The sequence below is a fragment of the Corynebacterium crudilactis genome (genome assembly GCF_001643015.1).
GTDB lineage: Bacteria > Actinomycetota > Actinomycetes > Mycobacteriales > Mycobacteriaceae > Corynebacterium > Corynebacterium crudilactis.
On the sequence record NZ_CP015622.1, the window covers coordinates 252,177 to 272,814 of the forward strand.

14 protein-coding genes, 1 tRNA gene and 1 other RNA gene are annotated in these 20,638 nt (G+C 55.0%); 13 read left to right on the plus strand and 3 right to left on the minus strand.

The features are described from left to right. The first annotated feature begins 1 nt into the window (after position 1). Positions 2–1,255, plus strand: coding sequence for a tRNA guanosine(34) transglycosylase Tgt (gene tgt, locus ccrud_RS01225; RefSeq protein WP_066569347.1), 1,254 nt, complete (start codon positions 2–4; stop codon positions 1,253–1,255). Here the strand turns inward: tgt and ccrud_RS01230 are convergent. Further along, entirely contained in the window at positions 1,252–1,986 is a 735-nt protein-coding gene (locus ccrud_RS01230) for a queuosine precursor transporter (protein ID WP_066563744.1), read from the minus strand. The genes tgt and ccrud_RS01230 overlap by 4 nt on opposite strands. A 113-nt stretch (positions 1,987–2,099) precedes the next feature. Here ccrud_RS01230 and ccrud_RS01235 point away from each other — a divergent pair, with 113 nt between their 5' ends. The 3 genes from ccrud_RS01235 to gluQRS are packed head-to-tail and all read left to right on the plus strand — an operon-like array spanning position 2,100 to position 5,514. Further along, entirely contained in the window at positions 2,100–3,194 is a 1,095-nt protein-coding gene (locus ccrud_RS01235; RefSeq protein WP_066563747.1) for a DUF1611 domain-containing protein, read from the plus strand. Then, positions 3,187–4,623 (plus strand): ABC transporter transmembrane domain-containing protein, encoded by a 1,437-nt coding sequence (locus ccrud_RS01240; RefSeq protein ID WP_099092681.1) that lies wholly within the window; start codon positions 3,187–3,189, stop codon positions 4,621–4,623. Before ccrud_RS01235 ends, ccrud_RS01240 begins: the two co-directional genes overlap by 8 nt. A 9-nt stretch (positions 4,624–4,632) precedes the next feature. Continuing rightward, positions 4,633–5,514, plus strand: a complete 882-nt coding sequence (gene gluQRS, locus ccrud_RS01245; protein ID WP_066563749.1) for a tRNA glutamyl-Q(34) synthetase GluQRS — start codon at positions 4,633–4,635, stop codon at positions 5,512–5,514. On the opposite strand, the gene ccrud_RS01250 is transcribed toward gluQRS, so the two are convergent. Together ccrud_RS01250 and ccrud_RS01255 are read right to left on the minus strand one after the other, a co-directional pair. Next, a complete protein-coding gene (locus ccrud_RS01250; RefSeq protein ID WP_066563750.1) occupies positions 5,511–6,443 on the minus strand; it encodes an intradiol ring-cleavage dioxygenase in 933 nt (310 codons plus the stop codon). The two genes, gluQRS and ccrud_RS01250, sit on opposite strands and share 4 nt — an antisense overlap. 588 nt (positions 6,444–7,031) lie before the next feature. Then, positions 7,032–7,116, minus strand: a tRNA-Ser gene (locus ccrud_RS01255). Between the two features lie 120 nt (positions 7,117–7,236). Between ccrud_RS01255 and ffs the strand changes: the two genes are divergently transcribed. From ffs to ccrud_RS01300, 9 genes are all read left to right on the plus strand, one after another. After that, positions 7,237–7,333, plus strand: an RNA gene (ffs, locus tag ccrud_RS01260) — signal recognition particle sRNA small type. Between the two features lie 99 nt (positions 7,334–7,432). Continuing rightward, a complete protein-coding gene (locus ccrud_RS01265) occupies positions 7,433–8,713 on the plus strand; it encodes an aspartate aminotransferase type Ic (RefSeq protein ID WP_066563753.1) in 1,281 nt (426 codons plus the stop codon). Further along, complete coding sequence (locus ccrud_RS01270) at positions 8,714–9,325, plus strand: hypothetical protein (RefSeq protein WP_066563756.1); 612 nt, start codon at positions 8,714–8,716, stop codon at positions 9,323–9,325. It abuts the gene before it with no gap. An 18-nt stretch (positions 9,326–9,343) separates the two neighbouring features. Further along, complete coding sequence (locus tag ccrud_RS01275) at positions 9,344–11,719, plus strand: DNA polymerase III subunit gamma and tau (RefSeq protein ID WP_066563758.1); 2,376 nt, start codon at positions 9,344–9,346, stop codon at positions 11,717–11,719. 131 nt (positions 11,720–11,850) lie between these two features. Continuing rightward, a complete protein-coding gene (locus tag ccrud_RS01280; RefSeq protein WP_066563764.1) occupies positions 11,851–12,162 on the plus strand; it encodes a YbaB/EbfC family nucleoid-associated protein in 312 nt (103 codons plus the stop codon). Between the two features lie 101 nt (positions 12,163–12,263). Next, positions 12,264–12,920 (plus strand): recombination mediator RecR, encoded by a 657-nt coding sequence (locus tag ccrud_RS01285; protein WP_066563766.1) that lies wholly within the window; start codon positions 12,264–12,266, stop codon positions 12,918–12,920. A 707-nt stretch (positions 12,921–13,627) separates the two neighbouring features. Further along, positions 13,628–14,596 carry an alpha/beta hydrolase gene (locus tag ccrud_RS01290; RefSeq protein ID WP_245670325.1) on the plus strand — a complete coding sequence of 323 codons (969 nt, stop codon included), beginning with the start codon at positions 13,628–13,630 and terminating at the stop codon, positions 14,594–14,596. Positions 14,597–15,200: 604 nt separating this feature from the next. Then, the gene (locus tag ccrud_RS01295; protein WP_066563770.1) at positions 15,201–19,166 is read left to right on the plus strand and encodes a Pls/PosA family non-ribosomal peptide synthetase; all 3,966 of its coding nucleotides are present in this window, start codon (positions 15,201–15,203) and stop codon (positions 19,164–19,166) included. Continuing rightward, on the plus strand, positions 19,163–20,614 hold the full coding sequence (locus ccrud_RS01300) for a heparan-alpha-glucosaminide N-acetyltransferase domain-containing protein (protein ID WP_066563773.1): 1,452 nt from the start codon (positions 19,163–19,165) through the stop codon (positions 20,612–20,614). Before ccrud_RS01295 ends, ccrud_RS01300 begins: the two co-directional genes overlap by 4 nt. Positions 20,615–20,638 lie beyond the last annotated feature (24 nt).

The window sequence follows — 20,638 nt, forward strand, 5'->3', positions numbered from 1 at the left end:
CATGTCAGACCTCTCCTTCACGCTAAACAATAGGCTTCCCGATCAGGGCCCCGGCAAGCATGGTCGCACGGGTGTTATTCATACACCTCATGGTGATATTGCAACGCCTGCGTTCATTCCAGTGGCTACTAAAGCCACTGTGAAAACGCTGACTCCGGAACAGATCCGTGAGACCGGCGCTCAGGCTATTTTGTCCAATGCTTATCACCTTTACCTGCAGCCAGGTCCAGATATTGTGGATGAGGCTGGTGGCGTGTCCAAGTTTGAAAACTGGAACGGCCCAACCTACACCGATTCCGGTGGATTCCAAGTGATGAGCTTGGGCTCGGGCTTCAAGAAAGTGCTGGCCATGGACACCACCAACTTGACGCGCAATGACATCAAGGCGGCTAAAAAAGAGCGCATGGCGCTTGTCGACGACGACGGCGTGGATTTCAAATCAGTAATCGATGGCTCTAAGCACCGTTTCACCCCAGAGGTCTCGATGCAGATCCAGCACCAATTGGGCGCGGATATTATCTTTGCGTTCGATGAGCTGACTACTTTGATTGATACCTATGATTACCAGGTTGAATCTGTGGAAAGGACCCGTCGTTGGGCGCAGCGCTGCTTGCTGGAGCATGAGCGTTTGACCCAGGAACGTGTGGGCAAGCCACTGCAGTCCCTGTGGGGCGTGGTGCAGGGCGCACAGTTTGAAGATTTGCGTCGACAAGCAGTGCAAGGCTTGTTAGATCTAGACCGCAAGGCTGCTGATGAAGGCCGACGTGGCTTTGGTGGTTTCGGCATTGGTGGCGCCCTGGAGAAGGAGAACCTGGGCACCATCGTGGGTTGGGTGTGCGATGAGCTGCCTGATGAGAAGCCACGCCACCTGCTGGGTATTTCTGAGCCGGATGATCTGTTCGTGGCGATTGAAGCTGGCGCGGATACCTTTGACTGCGTTGCGCCAACCCGTTTGGGCAGGCGCGGAGGCGTGTACACCTTGGATGGGCGTATGAACCTGACGGGTGCGCGCTTCAAGCGAGATTTCGCCGGTATTGATGAAGAAGTGGGCGGCTACGCCAGCGAGAACTATTCCCGTGCGTATATCCACCACTTGCTCAAGGCCAAGGAATTTTTGGCAGGCACGTTGTGCACCATGCACAACCTGCACTTCATGATCACATTGGTGGATAAGATCCGCGCCAGCATCGATGATGGCACCTATTATGAATTCAAAGAAGAGTTCTTGGGCCGTTATTACGCACCGAAGATTTAGTATCCTTCGCGGCGTTTTACCCACGCGATGACTGCGTAGGTGATCGGCATGAGGAACACTTCGAGGAGTGTTTTCCAGACAAAGCCCACCACCACGTAGTTGATGAAATCAGTACCGGTGGCAATGCCGATCACCGGTGCTGCGATGGTACAAAAGAGCAGAGTATCTGCAAATTCGCCGACAACTGTAGAACCAATAAGACGCGCCCACAGAGATTTCTCTCCGGTGCGTTTTTTGATAGCTACCAACACTTTCGCGTTGAGTAATTGGCCCACAATATAGCCTGCGAGTGAGGCGACAACGATTTGTGGCACTAGGCCTAAGGTGGATTCGAAGGATGCTTGGCCGTCCCAGAAACTTGCTTCTGGCAGCCAGATCGCCACATAAAATGACAACACCGCCAAGATGGTGACACCGAATCCTATGAGGATGGCGCGGCGGGTGGATTTATAGCCGTAACATTCGGCAAGAACATCACCCAGGATATAGGCGATGGGGAAGAGGAAGAATGCACCATCGGTAATCAGTGGCCCAATTTGGACACCTTTGGTGGCATTGATATTGGAAATTAAGAAGACGGTGACAAAAAGCGCAAGCAAAATGGGGTAGAGGCTTGGCGGAACATGAATGAATGTGTTGTTGCCGGACGCAGCGGGTGTGTTGGCTGCGCCCTGCCCAGGCTGGGGTTTTTGTGATGTTGGTTGTTGTTGCACGCCCACAACCTTAACCACTTTTGAGAAGATGAAAAAATTTTAATCTTTGTTTCATCATGGTTTCATCATGGAGGTCTTAACTAGAGATTGTCAGCCGATAAAGCATCTTCTCTCCGAAAGGCATCCCCCTCATGACTATCACCCTCAACCAGCCAGTAACTACTTCCACTGTCTTGCCGTTGCCTGCTCGTTTTCAGGCAAGCTATACGACGCGCTTGGTGGCGGAAGGCGTCGAAAAGCGTGCTTCTGATTTTTGGCTGGAAACTGCGGGCACGCCAAAGGCGGGCGATGTGGTGATTGCTCGCGTAACCCAGATTAATAACCACAAGCGCGTGGAAACTCCGGAATCTCGCAAAGCCATTTTGTTTGAGGGCGCGTTGGTGATGCTGGCGTATGGCAACCGCTACGCTGCGGACCAGTTCTTGGCGCATGTGCCAGAGGATTTGGGACCATGCCATTTGGTGGCAGCCGGCGGCATCGCGGGCACTGTGACCGCGCTGCACGACCGCATGGATGAGCCAACTGAGATTGAACCGCTGGGACTGCTCACCGATGCTAACGGCACCGTCAATGTGCGCGATTTTGCTGCACACCAAAACCCGTTGAATGTGGAAGCAAAGCCGAACCGCCCACAGGTCATTGCGGTGCTTGGTACCTCCATGAACTCCGGAAAGTCCACCACCTTGGCATGCCTAGTCAATGGCCTGGATGCTGCGGGACACAAAGTCGCGGCCGGAAAAATCACCGGCACCGGCGCAGGCAATGACCGCATGATCTACCACGATGCCGGTGCGCACAGCGTCATCGATTTCACTGACTTTGGTTACCCAACCACTTTCAAACTGAACTTCGCCGAAATCCGTGCGCTGAGCATCAACATGATCAACGTACTAGCCGATACCGGTGCAGATACCGTCATCGTGGAAATCGCCGATGGCATCTACCAGGGCGAAACTTCCAGGCTCTTGCGCGATCAGCTGTTCCAGCACAGCATCGATCATGTGGTGTTCTCTGCCGTGGATGCACTGGGCGCCAAGGCTGGTGTTTCTGAACTACAAGCTGCGGGTCTCCACGTTGCCGCCGCCTCCGGTGTGATGACAGCGTCTCCTCTGGCAACCGCAGAAGCCACCGAAGTACTCAACGTTCCAGTCATCCCAACCTATGACCTCACCAACCCAGCGACCGTGACCGCGGTGCTCGCGACGGCACAAAAGTCCCATGCCTAAATTATGGCTTGGCCGACGACGCTCCCTGCTCACCCAACTCGCTTTCCTGGGTGTGCTGCAGGCATTGTTGGCGATCATTTTATCGCTGAGTGTCGCCGCAGTACTTGATGGGGACCGCGGATTAATCGCCCTGCTTTTGGCCACCACGCTGGGCTTAGGCATGGCGCAGTGGATCCAAAAAGTGGTTGCTGAAGATTTAGGCCAACACTATGTGCACGAAGTCCGCCGCGAATTAGTCGGCGCGGCCCTCGTGCCGGGTAAAGCAACCTCTTTGGGCGTGACTGTCACCAGAGCCAGCAATGATCTCACTGCTGTGCGCAATTGGTTGGCCTTAGGCATTGTTCCGATGGTCACCGGCATCCCCCTGATTGGGATTGTGCTCGTGGCACTGTTTGTCCAAGATATCCGCACCGGTGTGGCAGTGGCTGCTCCATTGCTTATCTGCATGGCATTTTTACCCGTGCTTGCCAGGTGGACGTTAATAAGAGCGCAAGAACTGCGCAGCAAACGTGGACGGATGGCCGCACGCATCGCTGATTCCGTGATGGCAGGCGAAATGCTGTGGGCTGTAGGCGGCGTCAACCGTGAGGTCAACGCAGTATCACGAGACTCTGATCGAGTCGTGGTCGCCGCTGTGAAACGTTCCTGGGCCACCGGCTTCACCCGCGCATTAATGGCCATGGCAGCCTCCTTGAGCACTGTCAGTGTCGTGGTCTCAGGACACCTGGACCCCAGCGAAGTCGCTGGAACCATGATGCTCCTTGGCGTTCTTGCCACCCCAGTGACCGAATTAGGGCGCGTAGTGGAATACCGCCAAAACTACAAAGCAGCAATACGCATCCTCATTCCTTTGCTGCAACGCGGTTCCGAATTTAAACAAACCCAAACGCAACTGCCTGGACTAAAAGTCTCAGAAGGAGTTCCGGGCGTCAACGTCAAAGGCATTGCCGCACGCCCAGGAGAACGCATCCACCTCACCGGAGAAACCTGTGACACCCGCGCCTGGATATCCTCCCTGATCGAAGAAGGCGACGGCGTAGTCAACGGCCAACAACTATCCCAACTGCCACTGAAACAACGCAGAATGCTCATCGGTATCGCTTCCACACACCACTACTTAAGCCGCGGCTCTGTATCGCGCTTAGCCAGCATCCGAGTACCCGATGCAACAGCTGAAGAAATCAGCGCAGCACTGGCACAAGTTGGCCTAGACAACGACAAAACCACACAAAAACAACGCCTCAAAAACGGCGGACAACCGTGGAACACCGCCCAGATCAACAAACTCAAACTAGCCAGCGCTACACTGCGCACCCCGCCACTGCTGGTCTTAGAAGGAATCGACCCCCACATAGTGAAGGACTACCCAGGCGTAGTCATCTCCACAGAAACCATCCCAGGCGAACAATGGCGACAGGTCAGCATCTAACCTAGACATATGGCAGGCAGATACGCACCGTCGCCAAGCGGCGACCTTCACTTTGGCAACCTCCGCACAGCACTCCTCGCATGGCTTTTCGCCCGAGCGGAAGGCAAACAATTCCTCATGCGCGTAGAAGACATCGACGAACAACGCTCCTCCCGCGAATCCGCCGAAAGCCAACTCGCCGACCTTTTGACTCTGGGAATCGACTGGGACGGAGACGCCCTCTACCAATCCACCCGCTTCGACGCCTACCGCACAGCCCTTGCCAAACTAGACACCTACGAATGCTATTGCTCGCGCCGGGACATCCAGGAAGCCTCACGGGCCCCGCATGCAGCTCCGGGCGTGTACCCGGGAACATGTAGGGATCTATCCTCGGAGGAACGCGTCGAAAAGCGGGCAAGTCTGGCTACTCAAAACCGACACCCCGCCATCCGTCTGCGCGCGCAGGTGACCGCGTTTGATTTTTATGACCGCCTTCTTGGACCTCAGACCGGACCTGTGGATGATTTCATTTTGCTCCGCGGCGGCCAGGAACCAGGGTGGGCGTACAACTTGGCAGTCGTGGTTGATGACGCATATCAAGGCGTTGACCAGGTAGTTCGCGGCGACGACCTGCTTGATTCCACAGCACGCCAAGCCTACCTCGGCTCATTGCTCGGCATACCAATCCCGGAATACATCCACGTGCCACTTGTCCTCAACGCCCGCGGCCAGCGGCTAGCCAAGCGAGACGGCGCCGTAACGCTTAAAGAAATGCTTCTCGACGCCTCCCTCCCGCAGATTTTCTCCGCCCTCGCCTCCTCCCTGGGCTACGAAGGCGTCACATCCGCCCCACAATTATTGGAAGTCTTCGACCCTGAAAAACTCAGCCGGGAACCCTATATCTATTAAGGACGTTGTGGCGGGGCCATGCCGTCTGGGCCTCCTGGAGCGTTGCCACCAGGACCTCCCATGGACTGAATCTGTTCAGTAGTGGGATCAATAGGGATATCAATCGATGCAATAAACCCATTGGTTGCATCGCCAGTGAGATGCGCCATCTGCTGATCCCAGCCATCGGAAAAAACATTGTCGGATTCGAGCGAAATGTTATTCAGGTTGCTCAAGGAATTGCCATAAACATCAAGTGCATAGACAGAAGCAGCTGCTGTCTCATCCAGAGCAATCTGTGACGTCAAAATATTATTAGTAGAATCCGTGATGCTGGCACGATCTGGGAACACTTCAAAGTGGATATGCGCCCAGCGCCCGGTATAACAACCAGGGAAAATGGTATCGAAAGTAACCTGGCCATACTTATCGGTGATTTGCACTCCACGCAGATAGGTTTCATTTGCGAGCTCAGAGTCATACATTGAGTACCGGCCAGGAGCATCACAATGCCAAATATAAACTGCAGCGCCCTCCATAGGTTGGTTGTTCTTGCTCATATCCACAATATTCATGGTCAACGTCAGTGGAACACCTTCTGCCACTGTGTCGGAGTCGATCGATGTGGTGATGTCTTGGCGCTCCACACCAGAAAGTTCCAACACATCTGGACCATTCGACCCATCTCCTGGATATGGTCCTGCAGTTTCTGATTTCAGCTCAGTAAATGCAGTGACTGCCTCGGATGTAGGCGTAGTCGTCGTAGTGGTGGTGGGTGCAGTTGTTGTGCTGTTTGGCGAACAGGCGGCAAGTGCAACACCAACGCCACTAAGCCCAAGTGCTCCCAGAACTGTCCGACGAGAAAACACAGTCCCCAGATCGAAGCCTAAACCTTGATCTTCTACATCATCTAATTGATGGGGAAGTGTTCTTCCTTCAAATTGACGCATCTGCTCCAACCTTTCCTGCTCGGATGTTTACGCTGCTAGGAATAGGCTAAATCAGATTTATGGACAGTTCCTGAATGCTTGCTGGGTAAAATAATTTAGATCATTACTAAATAGTCGCCCTTTTGTTGGCGGTTTTAAGTGTTGCTGCGGACTGGATATTGGTAGAGGCATTCCAATGTCGTTTACTGGCGTTTTAAGGGGCCGAAATTTTCGAATGAGTGTTTGTATGCCTGAAGATGTCTGGGGTCTTTAGAGGCGATTCTGGAGGGATACTTTTTCTGGGCGTCAGAGATGATTTTTAGCGAAACCAGACTGGGTGACCAAAAGCCAGGGGGCTGGCCAAATTTCGGTCACCTGGTCTGGTGCCGAGTTCTGGGAACCAGACCAGGCGACCAAAAACTTCCCAAAACTCTGTTCCCTTGGTCGCTGTGTCCGGTTTCTAGAATCCGACCACCCAGATCGATGGTTAAAGGGGAAAAGAGGAGTGCTTTTAACTCCCGTATCGATGAAATCCCCAAAAATCCAACCCCGGCAACCCTTGGAGACGAAAAAACAGCCCCTCACAAAAGTGAGGGGCTGTTAAATTTGCGGAGGATAGGGGATTTGAACCCCTGAGGGATTGCTCCCAACCCGCGTTCCAGGCGAGCGACATAGGCCGCTAGTCGAATCCTCCAGCTAGAACGGCTGCAACGCATGGCTGCTTTGTTCTGGAGATTAGATTACACAAAAGTTGTTCAAAAATTCAAATCCGCTCGCAGTTGGCGTTTTCTGGGGACTTTCCGCTAGAGTTGTGCGCAGGATCCCGTGCGGCGTTTATCTTGTGAACTCCCCCAGGGCAGGAATGCAGCAAGGGTCAGCGAGCTCTGACGGGTGCGCGGGATCCGCTTAAACGTCTAGAGTGGTGACTGAAAGGTTACTGCTCTTTTTTTGTGCCCTTTTTAGTCCGTTTATTTTTCCAACATTGCCACCACACGCGGAGGTACGCAGTTATGAGTTCAGTTTCGCTGCAGGATTTTGATGCAGAACGAATTGGTTTGTTCCACGAGGACATTAAGCGCAAGTTTGATGAACTCAAGTCAAAAAATCTGAAGCTGGATCTTACTCGCGGTAAGCCTTCCTCGGAGCAGTTGGATTTCGCAGATGAACTCCTCGCGCTTCCTGGTAAAGGTGACTTCACGGCTGCTGATGGCACTGATGTGCGTAACTATGGCGGATTGGGCGGAATCATTGATATTCGTCAGATCTGGGCAGAGCTGATGGGCGTTCCTGTGGAGCAGATCCTTGCGGGCGATGCTTCGAGCTTGAACATCATGTTTGATGCGATCAGCTGGTCTTATGCTTTCGGTAACAATGATTCGGAGCAGCCTTGGTCTAAGGAAGAGACTGTTAAGTGGATTTGTCCTGTTCCGGGCTATGATCGCCATTTCTCCATCACGGAGCATTTTGGTTTTGAGATGATCTCGGTGCCAATGAATGAAGACGGCCCAGATATGGATGCTGTTGAGGAATTGGTGAAAGATCCTCAGGTTAAGGGCATGTGGGTTGTGCCAGTATTTTCTAACCCAACAGGATTTACTGTGTCAGAGGACGTCGCAAAGCGTCTGAGCACAATGGAAACCGCAGCGCCGGACTTCCGCGTTGTGTGGGATAACGCCTATGCCGTGCATACTCTGACCGAGGAGTTCCCTGAGGTTATCGACATCGTTGGGCTCGGCGAGGCGGCAGGTAATCCGAACCGTTTCTGGGCTTTCACTTCCACCTCCAAGATCACTCTTGCGGGCGCTGGTGTGTCCTTCTTCCTCACTTCTGCGGAGAACCGTGCGTGGTACACAAGCCATGCGGGTATTCGCGGTATTGGTCCAAACAAGGTGAACCAGCTGGCTCATGCGCGTTACTTTGGCGATGCAGAGGGCGTGCGTGCGGTGATGCGTAAGCACGCTGGGTCTTTGGCTCCGAAGTTCGACAAGGTTTTGGAGATCATGGATTCCCGCCTTGCTGAGTACGGTGTGGCGCAGTGGACTGTTCCTACTGGTGGTTATTTCATCTCCCTCGATGTGGTTCCAGGAACTGCTTCGCGTGTAGCTGAATTGGCTAAAGAAGCCGGCATCGCTTTGACTGGCGCGGGTTCTTCTTATCCGTTGCGTCAGGATCCAGAGAACAAGAATCTTCGTCTGGCTCCGTCGCTTCCTCCAGTTGAAGAGCTTGAGGTTGCGATGGATGGCGTGGCAACGTGCGTGTTGTTGGCAGCGGCGGAGCACTACGCCAAGTAATTGAATACCGCGGAGACAGCACATTGGATTAACCGTTTGCTGCCTGGCGAACCAGAGTTTCACCAGGTTGGCGCGTTTAAAGTGGCAGGTTACACGCTTGATGATGAAGCGATTGCGTGTTCTGTTGATTTTGGGCGCGTCAACACTGGTCTGGTCACCGCAAGTGGCGCGGAAACTGTTGATGTGCGCAGTGAAATCCTGTGCCTTGCGCGGGCTGATGTGTCCGTTCCGGGTCGCGCCGTAGGCGCTGCTGCCACCATGCTTCTCGACGCCTCCCTTTCCCCTCAATCCACCATGCGTGCCCAGCCGGGGCAGATCCTTCCAGGAGTGGGCATCATGGCGAATTTGCCGCAAGAAGGCTATTCAGTTGTGCACGGAATTTTGGCGGATCCTCGTATCTGGGGGCCTGAGATTCCCTATGTGCGTGAAGAGGCCGGTCAGGTAAATATCGAAGCTCCCGACGAAGCTGGCGCACTGGCAAGGTTGACGTTGCCACTGCAGCTGATCTTGCTGACCGAAGCGGAGTTTTCCCTGGTTATCAATGAAGGCGGCGATATTTTGTTCCAACAAATGGCGGAGCAAGAAGTCGATCTTCTGGATCTGCATCGCTAAGACGGTAGGCTCAGTTCCGTGGCTTTGTATAGCAAGTATCGACCGGCAAGTTTTGGTGAGCTCGTAGGGCAGTCGCAGGTTACTGACCCCCTGTCTGCAGCTCTAGATAGTGGACGCATCAACCACGCATATCTATTTTCAGGTCCGCGTGGTTGTGGCAAAACATCGTCGGCTCGCATCCTTGCTCGTTCCTTAAACTGTGTGGAAGGTCCAACTTCCACGCCGTGTGGAGTGTGTAATTCTTGTGTGGCGCTGGCTCCTGGTGGACCAGGAACTTTGGACGTCACTGAGCTTGACGCAGCTAGCAACAATGGCGTCGATGATATGCGTGAGCTGCGTGAACGCGCTAACTATGCACCGGCGGAATCCCGCTACCGCGTCTTCATCATCGATGAGGCACACATGATTAGTACGCAGGGCTTTAATGCTTTGCTCAAGATTGTGGAAGAGCCTCCAGCTCACCTCATCTTCATTTTTGCCACCACTGAGCCAGATAAAATGATCGGGACGATCCGTTCCCGTACCCACAATTATCCGTTCCGCCTGCTCACTCCCGGCGATATGCGCAAGGTACTGAAAAACGCCGTCGAGGGCGAAGGTGTGCACGTCGATGAATCCGTCTACCCGCTGGTCATCCGCGCCGGCGGTGGCAGCCCGCGCGATAGCTTATCGATCCTCGACCAACTCATCGCCGGCTCTGGCCCCGAGGGCCTAACCTACGAGCGCGCGTTACCGCTGCTGGGTGTCACAAGCTTCACGCTTATCGACGATTCCATCCACGCTCTTGCCTCCAAAGACAACGCGAGCATGTTCACGACCATCGATGATGTCATCGAAGAAGGCCTGGAGCCTCGCCGTTTCACCATCGACCTGCTGGACCGCCTCCGCGATCTCATGGTCCTCCAAGCAGTCCCTGAAGCTCTCAACCTCGGATTGGTTGATGCTCCGACAGATCGCGCCGATGCTCTCCTAGAACAATCCGCATTGTTCAAGGGCAATGAGCTAGCCAATCTTGCCTCGATGGTGAACTCCGGTCTCGATGATATGCGTGGCGCCACCTCACCACGCCTGCTTCTAGAGATCCTGTGTGCACGTCTCCTGCTGGCCAGTAACACCGTGGCTGTACTAAGCGCAGCGTCTCCATCTGATGCTCCAGCTGTTGCTTCTTCTGGTGGACTCACCGGTGCTGCAGCTGCTCGTGCGAAAGCGCGGGAATATGGCCAAAAGAAAGCAGCGCCAGCGCCAGTTGCTGAGCCTGCTGTGGAGCCGGTGGCTACACCTGTGGCGAAGCCAGTGCCAACAACGCCGCCTGCTCCTGAGCCAGCACCTGCTGCGGAACCCGTGGCGGAGCCTGTGGCAGAACCAGTTGCTGCGCCTGTAAAGGTGGAGGAAGTGAGGCAGGAGGCGAGCGTCGAAAAGCAGCCTGATGTCCTGGAAACAATCCGCAGCCGTTGGGCGGAGCTACGTGCGGCTGTTGGTAAACAAAGCGTACGCACGGAAATTATGCTCACCGAGGCGCGTGTACTAGGGCTTCGTGGCGATACCCTCGTGTTGGGACACAGCACGGGTGCGCTGGCTGCGCGCCTCAATGCGCCTGATCACAACAGCATTTTGGTGAAGGTGCTGGCTGAGGAAACAGGGCAGCAGCTGAAGGTGGAATGTGTCGTCGGGACGAATCCTGCAGAGGCCGGTTTCACCGCTCAGCCTGTGGCACAAAAGAGCACGTGGAACCCGAACCACGACACCAAACCCGCTGCCTCGCATGCACCTGGCCAACAGCAAAATCCACCATCACGCGACTTTGCACCAAGCCAGCCAGAGGAGCCTGAGAGTTCGGCTGAATCTGCACAACCTCAAACAGGATGGGGCCAACCGGTAAAAATCGGTGGACCCGCAGCTGAACAGCAGATCCACACCCCGCCTGCCCAGGTGCCAGCAGCTCCACCTGCTCCTGTTGCGCCTACTGCTTCTGTTGCCGCTGGTGCTCCGGCGAAGCCTTCGTGGAAGGAACGTGCAGAACAAGCCGCAGCTAATGCAGCCCAGCAACGTCAGTCGCGGCAAGGCAGTTCGGAGCCTTTCGAGCGCGGTGTGCCGTTGCCTCCTGAGCCAGACGATCTGCCACCGGATCCTTATGGATACCCAGCTGATGAGGGCATTCCTGGCCGTAACCAAGGATTCCAACAGCAGTCCGCTCCGGAATCTACTCCAGCGGCGCAGCCTGCTCCGTCTGTTGTACAGCCAGTGCCGCAGCCGTCCGCGCAGCCACATAAGTTGTCCGAAGAGGAGCAACTAATCCGTGAGGCCGCTGAAGAACCTGGTCAGATGGATCGTCGCGATGCGAAGACAATCGCCATGGACTTGTTAGCGCAAGAGCTCGGCGCGAAACCTTTGTAAAGGCCTTTGTTGCAGCCGTTGTTGGAGCCTTTGTAAGCCGAGAGCGAACCTGTCAAAAGTAGGGGGCAGGTTCGCAGCGAGATCGGTAAGATCGGGCGAAGAAATCAACAAACCTTATTTAGGAGCCTTTCATGACACAGCCAGATATGTCCCAGATCCTCGCCCAGGCACAGCAGATGCAGGCTCAGCTGCAGGAAGCTCAGCAGGAAATCCTAGCAACCACCGTTGTCGGAAACGCTGGCAACGGTCTGGTTACCATCACTATGGCTGGTAACGGCGAAGTTTCCGCAGTAACCGTTGATCCAAAGGTTGTGGATCCGGAAGATGTTGAGACCCTGCAGGACCTCCTGCTCGGCGCTTTCAAGGACGCACACACCAAGGTGGCTAACGTCGCTGAAGAGAAGATGGGCCCACTGTCTCAGGGCATGGGTGGCCTTTTCTAAGCTGTCCTAAATGCAAGGCCGGGTTCCAGGTGAGCCCGGCTTTTGTCATGTGTGAGATAATGTTGCTTGTCCAATTTCTGTCCAGATAGGTTGTGTAAGACGTGTTTGAAGGCCCACTCCAGGATCTCATCGACGAACTTTCTCGTCTCCCCGGCGTCGGCCCGAAAAGCGCCCAACGCATCGCATTTCACCTGCTCAACGTGGATCCTGTTGATATCACTCGTCTCCAGGAAGCTCTCGGAAGCATCCGTGACGGAGTCCAGTTCTGCCGCATCTGCTGCAATATTTCCCGCGAAGAAGTCTGTCGCATCTGCTCAGACTCCGGCCGCGACGGCGGAACCATCTGTGTCGTCGAAGAACCCAAAGACATCCAGGTCATCGAGCGCACCGGCGAATTCTCCGGCCGCTACCACGTCCTCGGCGGCGCCCTCGACCCGTTGGCCAACATCGGCCCACGCGAACTCAACATTTCCCCCCTCCTGCAGCGCATCGGCGGCGTCCTGCCCGACCGCGAGCTCGCAGATTCCACGCCCGAAAATAAGCTTTTCGACGCAACCCCCAACGTCCATGAAGTCATCCTCGCAACCGACCCCAACACCGAAGGTGAAGCCACGGCCTCCTACCTTGGCCGCCTGCTGAAAGACTTCCCAAATCTCGTAGTCTCCCGCCTGGCCTCCGGAATGCCATTGGGTGGCGACCTCGAATTCGTCGATGAACTCACCCTCTCCCGTGCACTGAGTGGACGCTTGCAGATCTAGTTTCTTTTTGGCTTGTTGGGCTTTTGCCGTTTTGGCGTTTTGTCGTTCATAAGTGGGCGAACTTCGCGCTGGAATGCGCAGTTTGGCGGGGGAGTTTGCCTTGTTGTGTTCGGGGTGAACATAAGTGGGCGAGTTTTGATTTGGAGTTGACCGTTTAGGGGGGAAATTTGCCTCGTTTCGGCCGGGCGAACTTAACAGGGCAATCTTCGTTGCGGAACTGTCGGATCCACGAGGTGGTTTGCCTTGTTACGCACGGGGTGTGCGAAACAGGACAGGCTCTAGGTGGGAATGGGCCGCTCGGAAGACTAACTCGGCTTGTTGTGTTCGCACTACAAGAAAGAAACCCGAGTTTCCTCAAATTAGAAAACTCGGAAGACGGAAAACTAAGCGAGTGGTTCGACGCGGTGGCCGTTGACGGAAGCTAAGCCCAGAGTCACAGGGACACTTTTGCATTTATGGCTAGTCTCCGGCGGTGGATCGGAGCGGTGCACTTTCCTATCCGCGATAGTCGAATCGAAGGATAGTCTGGGCGAGGTTACGTAGCTTCGATATGTAAGGAGAAACTCTCTGCTCTCTGTGCTTCTGGATCAACGAATTACTCCAGTACGGGAAAGTCAAGTCTATTGGGGATTAAGATGTGAAGTGCCGTGGAATAGCAATCATGCTAAATTTGAAGGTATTTTTCCGTGCGGATTTGGGAGGGAAAGTTGAGGCGACCGAAGAGACCTGTCCGAACTCTTTCCGTCCTGGTCATTGTGATCGTTCTGGCCCTAGTTGCGTTGGTGATCCCAGTTGTTGTCTCTGAAGACGACGGTTTTGATTCCGCGGCTGACTGTACTGCCTATGGCATTTCGGCTGGTGATCCTCTATCAACCGCTGATCCGGTGATGCATTCAACTTCGACTGGTCTCTTTGACATATTCGACCAGGATGATGAAGAGACGTCGTGGTACACCAACCCTTGGGACACTGAAGATTACGTTGAGGCCGAGGGGGTGGCTCTGGGGCGGTCGTTCGGTGAACGGCATGACCGCAGCAATTATCATCTGTTCACCCGGGGAGTCGATTTTACTGAGCCGGTGGGTTTGCTGGTTCGCTTGCACGGAGACGGGGCTGAGGAGTATTTGTCCCCAGAGGGATTGAGCGCCTGCCTGGCTCTTGTGGCTGAAACCTACAACATGATCACGCTGGTACCCCGTACGCCAGACCAGCATTCAATGACTTGGTGGAGGAATTTGGAAGAGAATGTTGACTGGCTGAATTTGCTCGTGGCACAGATCAGCACAGAGTATGGCTTGGACGCTGAGTCGGTGTGGTGGATGGGATATTCCGGTGGGGCAGAGCTGATCAGCTACGGTCTCATTCCATACAGTGCAGAGTCTGTCACCGGCGGCGCGATCCTCCTCGGCGGTGGGGGAGCGCCGGAACGAAACCGACTAGATGTTTCTGTTTCTTTACGTGAGAGGATGCCTTTGTACTGGGTGACCGGGCAACGTGATGACGGTACTGACCCTGCGGAACCCTTCAATGCGATTGAAGCAGCGACTGAGGGAGCGCAGTGGTATCGAGATCATGGATTTGCACGCGTGCACACTGATTTCCCGGCCGAGCACGATCATTTCACGTTGCCGCACGCGATTATTCTTCAGGATATTTTGGCAACTGAAATAAAGTAGAAAGAATGCTGATAGTTTTCTTATATTAATTGAATAATTAGATAAGTTCGGGGGGAGCAGATTTTTTGATTTGAAAGGCGGAAAATCGATCCGAAAGTGAGTGGGATTTCGGGATGGATCAGCTTTTCTGCTGGAGGGGGACCTTCTCCCGAAGGTTTCGTGGCCCGTGGTTCAGGTTCCTATGCCGGGAAGTGAACCTTAAATTTAGGGTAAGGTCGGACTATTTCTCCTGCTGAGGCCTGGTGCGGGTGAAATAGGGAGCGATAAAGTAATGCTCAAGTCTTGCCAGCAGTATTTTTTGCTGGCAGGCACAGCTCGCTTTATCCGATGCTCCAAACTTGGCCAACGGCCTCGGTGAGAGCTTGGCCACCGGAAGGTTCGACATAATGAATAGATTTAATATTCCTATATTTCGACATTTTGGAAACCACGCGTTGCTTGCACAGCGTGACTCTTACAGCAGACTACTGCCTCAGGTAACCGCATCTTCTCGTGTTGGCTGTTCAATTACTCGGGGTGTCCGGGCAGAGACCGGCTACCAGTATGCCCCTCATTGCCTTGGATTCCGTCAGAAAGACCTAGTCGTGATGGGCTCGGGGGAATTATGAGCACCCAGGATCATCCGAAGTATGCGGTCTATGGCGTGGAGGTTCCTCCGCCGGAGTGTACTTTGATTGACATTGTCGATGCCACCGTTGCAGCGTACCCGGAAGTCCCCGGGCTGGAAGGCACCAACGGCACCTTAACCTACTCTGAGCTACGTGACACGATTGAGGTGGAGGTATGTAGGCTCCGCTCCGCAGGGGTTGGCCGTGGAGATCGAGTAGGAATCCGGGTCCCCTCCGGAACTGTCGATCTTTACGTCGCAATTTTGGCCACCCTCTACGCCGGTGCAGCTTATGTACCTGTGGACTGGGATGAATCTGATTCCAGAGCTCAGACGGTGTGGGAGGAAGCGGATGTCGCGGTAGTCTACGGTCTAAGCCTTAGCATCGATGTCCGCCGTCATGAACCTAACACTGATCACAGTCGTGCCACCCTAGATGATGATGCTTGGATAATCTTCACATCTGGAACCACAGGTAAGCCAAAAGGTGTCGCCATCACGCACCGCTCCGCTGCTGCGCTAGTCGAATCGGAACGGCTGCTTTACCTGGTTGATGCACCGCTGGGACCACAAGACCGAGTCATGGGAGGACTCTCGGTAGCCTTCGATGCCTCTTGTGAAGAAATGTGGCTCGCCTGGCGTAACGGCTCCACACTGGTGGCGGCTCCGCGTGATCTTGTGCGCTCCGGAGAAGAACTAGGACAGTGGATTGTCGATGAGAAAATCACCGCGGTGTCTACCGTGCCAACACTCGCGGCGATGTGGGATCCCGATTCCCTCACCGCGGTTCGACTACTGATCTTTGGGGGGGAGGCATGCCCGCTCCCATTGATCGAAAAGCTCTTCGTGCCAGGTAGAGAACTGTGGAACACCTACGGGCCAACCGAGACCACAGTGATCGTCAGCGGTCAGCTGATGACTCCGGAACCGCCGGTGCGGATCGGTCGTCCCATCGTTGGCTGGGAACTCGCGGTGGTCAATGAGGACGGCATTCCGGTGAACTGGGGTGAAACGGGTGAGCTGGTTGTCGGAGGTATTGGCCTCGGCCGCTATCTCGATGAAGAGAAGGACCGGGAATCCTACAGGGCTCTGCCAGCCTTAGGGTGGAACCGTTCCTATCACACCGGCGACCTGGTAAAAGCCGAGCCAGAGGGGCTCATCTTCGCTGGACGGGTCGACGACCAGATCAAGATCGGTGGTCGGCGTCTGGAGCTGGGCGAGGTGGATGGCTACCTTAACGACATCCCTGGTGTCGATGCTGCCGCAGCTGCGGTGCGCACCACCGAGTCCGGTAACGATGTGCTGGTGGGATATCTTTCTGGTGCAGATCCAGATGCAATCGACCTGCAGCAGGCCCGTAAGTTAGTCGCAGAGAAGATGCCCAAAGGTGTTGTTCCTTTATTGTGCGTTCTCGATGAGCTACCCATGAAGACCTCCGGCAAGGTGGACCGCAAAGCCCTGCCTTGGCCTTTGGCTACCCAACAGGACACTGGTGGGCTTCCGGAGCGTTACGCTGCCCTCGGTGAACTTTGGGTAGAGCAGCTTGGTCCGGTGTCGCTGACCTCAGACTCCAACTTCTTCGAACTCGGCGGTGGTTCTGTCGCAGTGGCTCGATTGGCTGCCCGTATCCGCGAGACCCACCCCGGAGCGGAGATCGGTGAGCTTTACCAGAATCCTTTCCTGGGAAGGATGTCGCACTACCTGGAGAGCCTGGTGTCGGATTCTGAGGAACGACCGATGCCAAAGCGTATCCCGCGGATAGGAGTTCTGTTCCAGGGCTTTTGGGTGTTATTCCTCTACCTGATTAATGCGCTGCGCTACGTCACTGGCGTCCTAATTGTGGTGTGGCTCTTGGAACGGTTCTTCGATGCAGGCTGGGTTCCTGGAATCTCCGGATTCCCGCTGTTGATTGCCTGGCTGGTGCTGTATTCATTGCCTGGCAAGGTGATGATTACGGCTCTGATCACTCGTCCGCTGACATTCCGGATGAAGGCGGGTCGTTACCGGCGCGGCGGATGGACGCACCTGAGGCTATGGGCGTCGCAACGCACTCTGACTTTCATGCAGTTGGAGAACCTGAACGGCACACCCTTCGCGCCGATGATGCACCGTCTTTTGGGAACGAAAGTGGGACGGAATACCAGCCTCTCCCATTCTCCTTCGGTCACTGGACTGCTGACCATCGAGAAAGGAGCGACGGTCGAGTTTGAAGCGGATCTGGAGGGGTACTGGATTGATGGTGACACTCTAATTGTGGACACCATCACGATCGGAGAAAATGTACGTGTCGGTGCACGCAGCATCATCCAACCTGGGGTGCGAATCGCGCCGGGGGCGGAGATCCTGCCAGGCACCAACGTGGACCGTGACATCGAGGGCCCTGAAACGTGGAGTGGCTCTCCGATGACCTATCAAGGGCCAGCAGGTGAAACCTGGCCTGCGACCACCCCAAGCAACACCCGGGAAACTCCGGTGATGGGTAGGCTTCGTTCTGGACTGACTTACGGTGGTGGTCTGCTGGTGCTTCGAATACTTCAGGTGGCGGCGCTAGTTCCGGGGTTCATGCTGGTTTTCCCATTTGTCTCCCATCTAGAGTTCTATGAACTGGTGTTCCCAATCCTGATAGTGTGGGTGCCTGTTTTCACTATTCTCATGGTGTTCACCTGGCTTCTGGGCGTGGTGATAGTTATTCGGATACTGTCTGTGTTCATTCGGCCTGGATATTTCCCACAGCGCAGTTTTACCGGATTTGCGGTTTGGCTCACGCACACCCTGATGCAGCGCACGCTGATTTCCACGTATCCAATCTATGCTTCCAGTTTCACTCCGCTGTGGTTCCGCTTGCTAGGCGCCCGGGTAGGCAAAGACGTTGAGATCTCCACTGTGGAGACGATCCCGCACCTAACCTGGATCCGAAGTGGCAGTTTTCTGGCTGACCATGCGCTGGCTAATTCCACACGGATGTGTCGGGGCTGGTTGCATGTTGGCACAACAGTGATTGGTGAAGGCAGCTTCGTCGGTAATTCAGCAATTGTTGGCCCGGACCGTGATGTGTCCGACGGAGCCTTGATGGCGGTGCTGTCCACGGCACCGTACCATCCGGAAGCTGGAAGCTCGTGGTTGGGACGACATCCGATGCAGATCACCCGGCAACGAGTCAAGGGCGAGGACAGCCTGACATATAAGCCGCCATTTCAGAGGAAGGTGCTGCGGGCGGGGGTTGAACTCTGCCGAATTATCCCAGCGATGATCAGTAACTGGATGGATCTACTGAGTGTGTACATCCTCACCTCCATCTACATGTACTACTGGCTGGGTGGGGAGACTCAACTTGATTCTCTGATGTTCGCGTCTTTGTGGTCGTGGCCGGTGCTGGTGGCTTCAGGATCTCTTGCCGCGTTGGTTGCGCTGATCGCTAAATGGCTGCTCGTAGGCAGATTCCGGGAACGTAGCGTGCCGCTGTTCAGTTCACTGGTGTGGCGCGGGGAGCTCGCTGATGTCTTCATTGAGTCCCTCGCAATTCCTGGATTCGTCCGGATGAGTCTGGGCACTCCGATGCTCAATCTGTGGCACCGCTGTCTGGGCGTGAAGATCGGTCGGAGCGTGTGGTGTGAGACCTGGTGGCTTCCAGAATTTGATCTCATCAGAATCTCAGACCTAGCTTCCGTCAACCGTGGCACTGTGCTGCAGACCCATCTTTTTCATGACCGCGTCATGTCCATGGAACCCGTCGTCTTGGAGGATGGTGCGACGTTGGGGCCCAACAGTTTTGTTCTTCCGGGTGCTGTGATCGGGGAGTGCACGACAGTGAGGACGGGGTCATTAGTGCAACGTCAGGAAGCCCTCCCTGATAACAGTGAGTGGGCAGGTAACCCCGTGCGTTATCTCGGCAGCACATCCAGTAACGCCGGTAGAGCAGAAACCGGGCAGGAAACCCTAGTTATGGAAGGTGAAGATCAATGACGAGCCATTTGGAAGAGAAACAGGTGCGAGTCCTGGAAGGAGACCTTCCGGTAGATGTTCGACCTCATTCTGGCTGGAGTGAAGAACGTTCGGTATGGACTGGTCATGGCGATGAAGCCCAGCCGATCAAGTTCGGCACCACCGCAGTGGGTACCTATCGGGCGGAGGAAGAATACGGTGCCGAACGGCAGTGGAGCAAGGGGAGGATCATTGGCATCAATGTTGCACGTGGTTTGGCCCTGTTCGGAATGTTTTCGGTGCACACCCTCGATCCATGGAATGAGGAGGCCGAGCGAGTCACCGTCCTGTGGATGATGACCGCAGGAAATGCCGCAGCCTTGTTCGCGGTGTTGGCAGGGGTGGGAATTGCGCTGTCCACCGGTGGATCCAAGGGGCTACGCCCGGAGCGTCGGATCCATGCTCGTGTGCAGCTCTTCGTCCGCGCACTGCTGATTCTCTTCATCGGTTTGCTATCCAATCTATGGCTGGATCCTCCAGTGTTCAATATCTTGCCGTACTACGCGGTACTTTTTCTGCTGGCCAGTCTTTTCCTTGGAGTTCGTAAACGAACTCTCTGCACCTGGGCATTACTAATCATGCTTGCTGGGCCGATCGCACAGTACTTCGTGCGGTCAGCGGAGCCGTATGAACGCATTCTCAGCCCTGTACCTGCGGATTTAATCTCCAATCCCGCAGATGTGTTGGGAACTTTGTTGTTCACCGGAACTTATCCGGTAACGACCTGGTCCGCCTACATGCTTGTGGGGTTGGCTCTTGGACGGATGCAATTGAACCGGATTCAGGTGCAACGGGGGTTGTTTGGCTTCGGCGCGTTTGCTGCAGTATCTGGCTGGCTGATGTCTCGTATGGCGGTTAATTTCCTGGGCGGATATGAGGGCATGCTCTACTCTGAGGTGCGGATTACTCAAGAAATGGTGGAGGCTTTCCTAACAGAAGGACCTGATGAGGATCTGCCGACTTCCTCATTCTGGTGGCTCACTGTCGCGGGGCCGCACACCAACACCTTTTTCTCGCTGCTGTTGAGTACCGGTGTGGCGGTGTCGGTTCTCGGCGCAACTTTGCTGATATGCCGAGTCTTCCCGAGATTGTTGTGGCCTCTGGCTGCAGCTGGTTCTATGACCTTGACGCTCTATGTCTGTCACATGGCTTTTCTGCACTTCTATGCGATCGGTGATTATTCCACAGATCAGGAGCTCAACTTGGCACTGGCGATCCAGATTTTGGGAGTGCTGATTATTTCTGGTCTGTGGAGCTTGCTTTTCCGTCGTGGACCTCTGGAATGGCTGGTGGGTGAGCTCAGTAAGAGGATTGCGGATCCGCGGAGAAAGTCAGCTGAAACTGGTGGTGCCCTGAAGTCTGGTTCGAGGGGTATGACGGGAAGTGGCTGGGGGCGTCACCGGGCAGTAAGTGGCAGACACAGCATGTAGCTCCTCCGGTTACTGCGGGGTGGG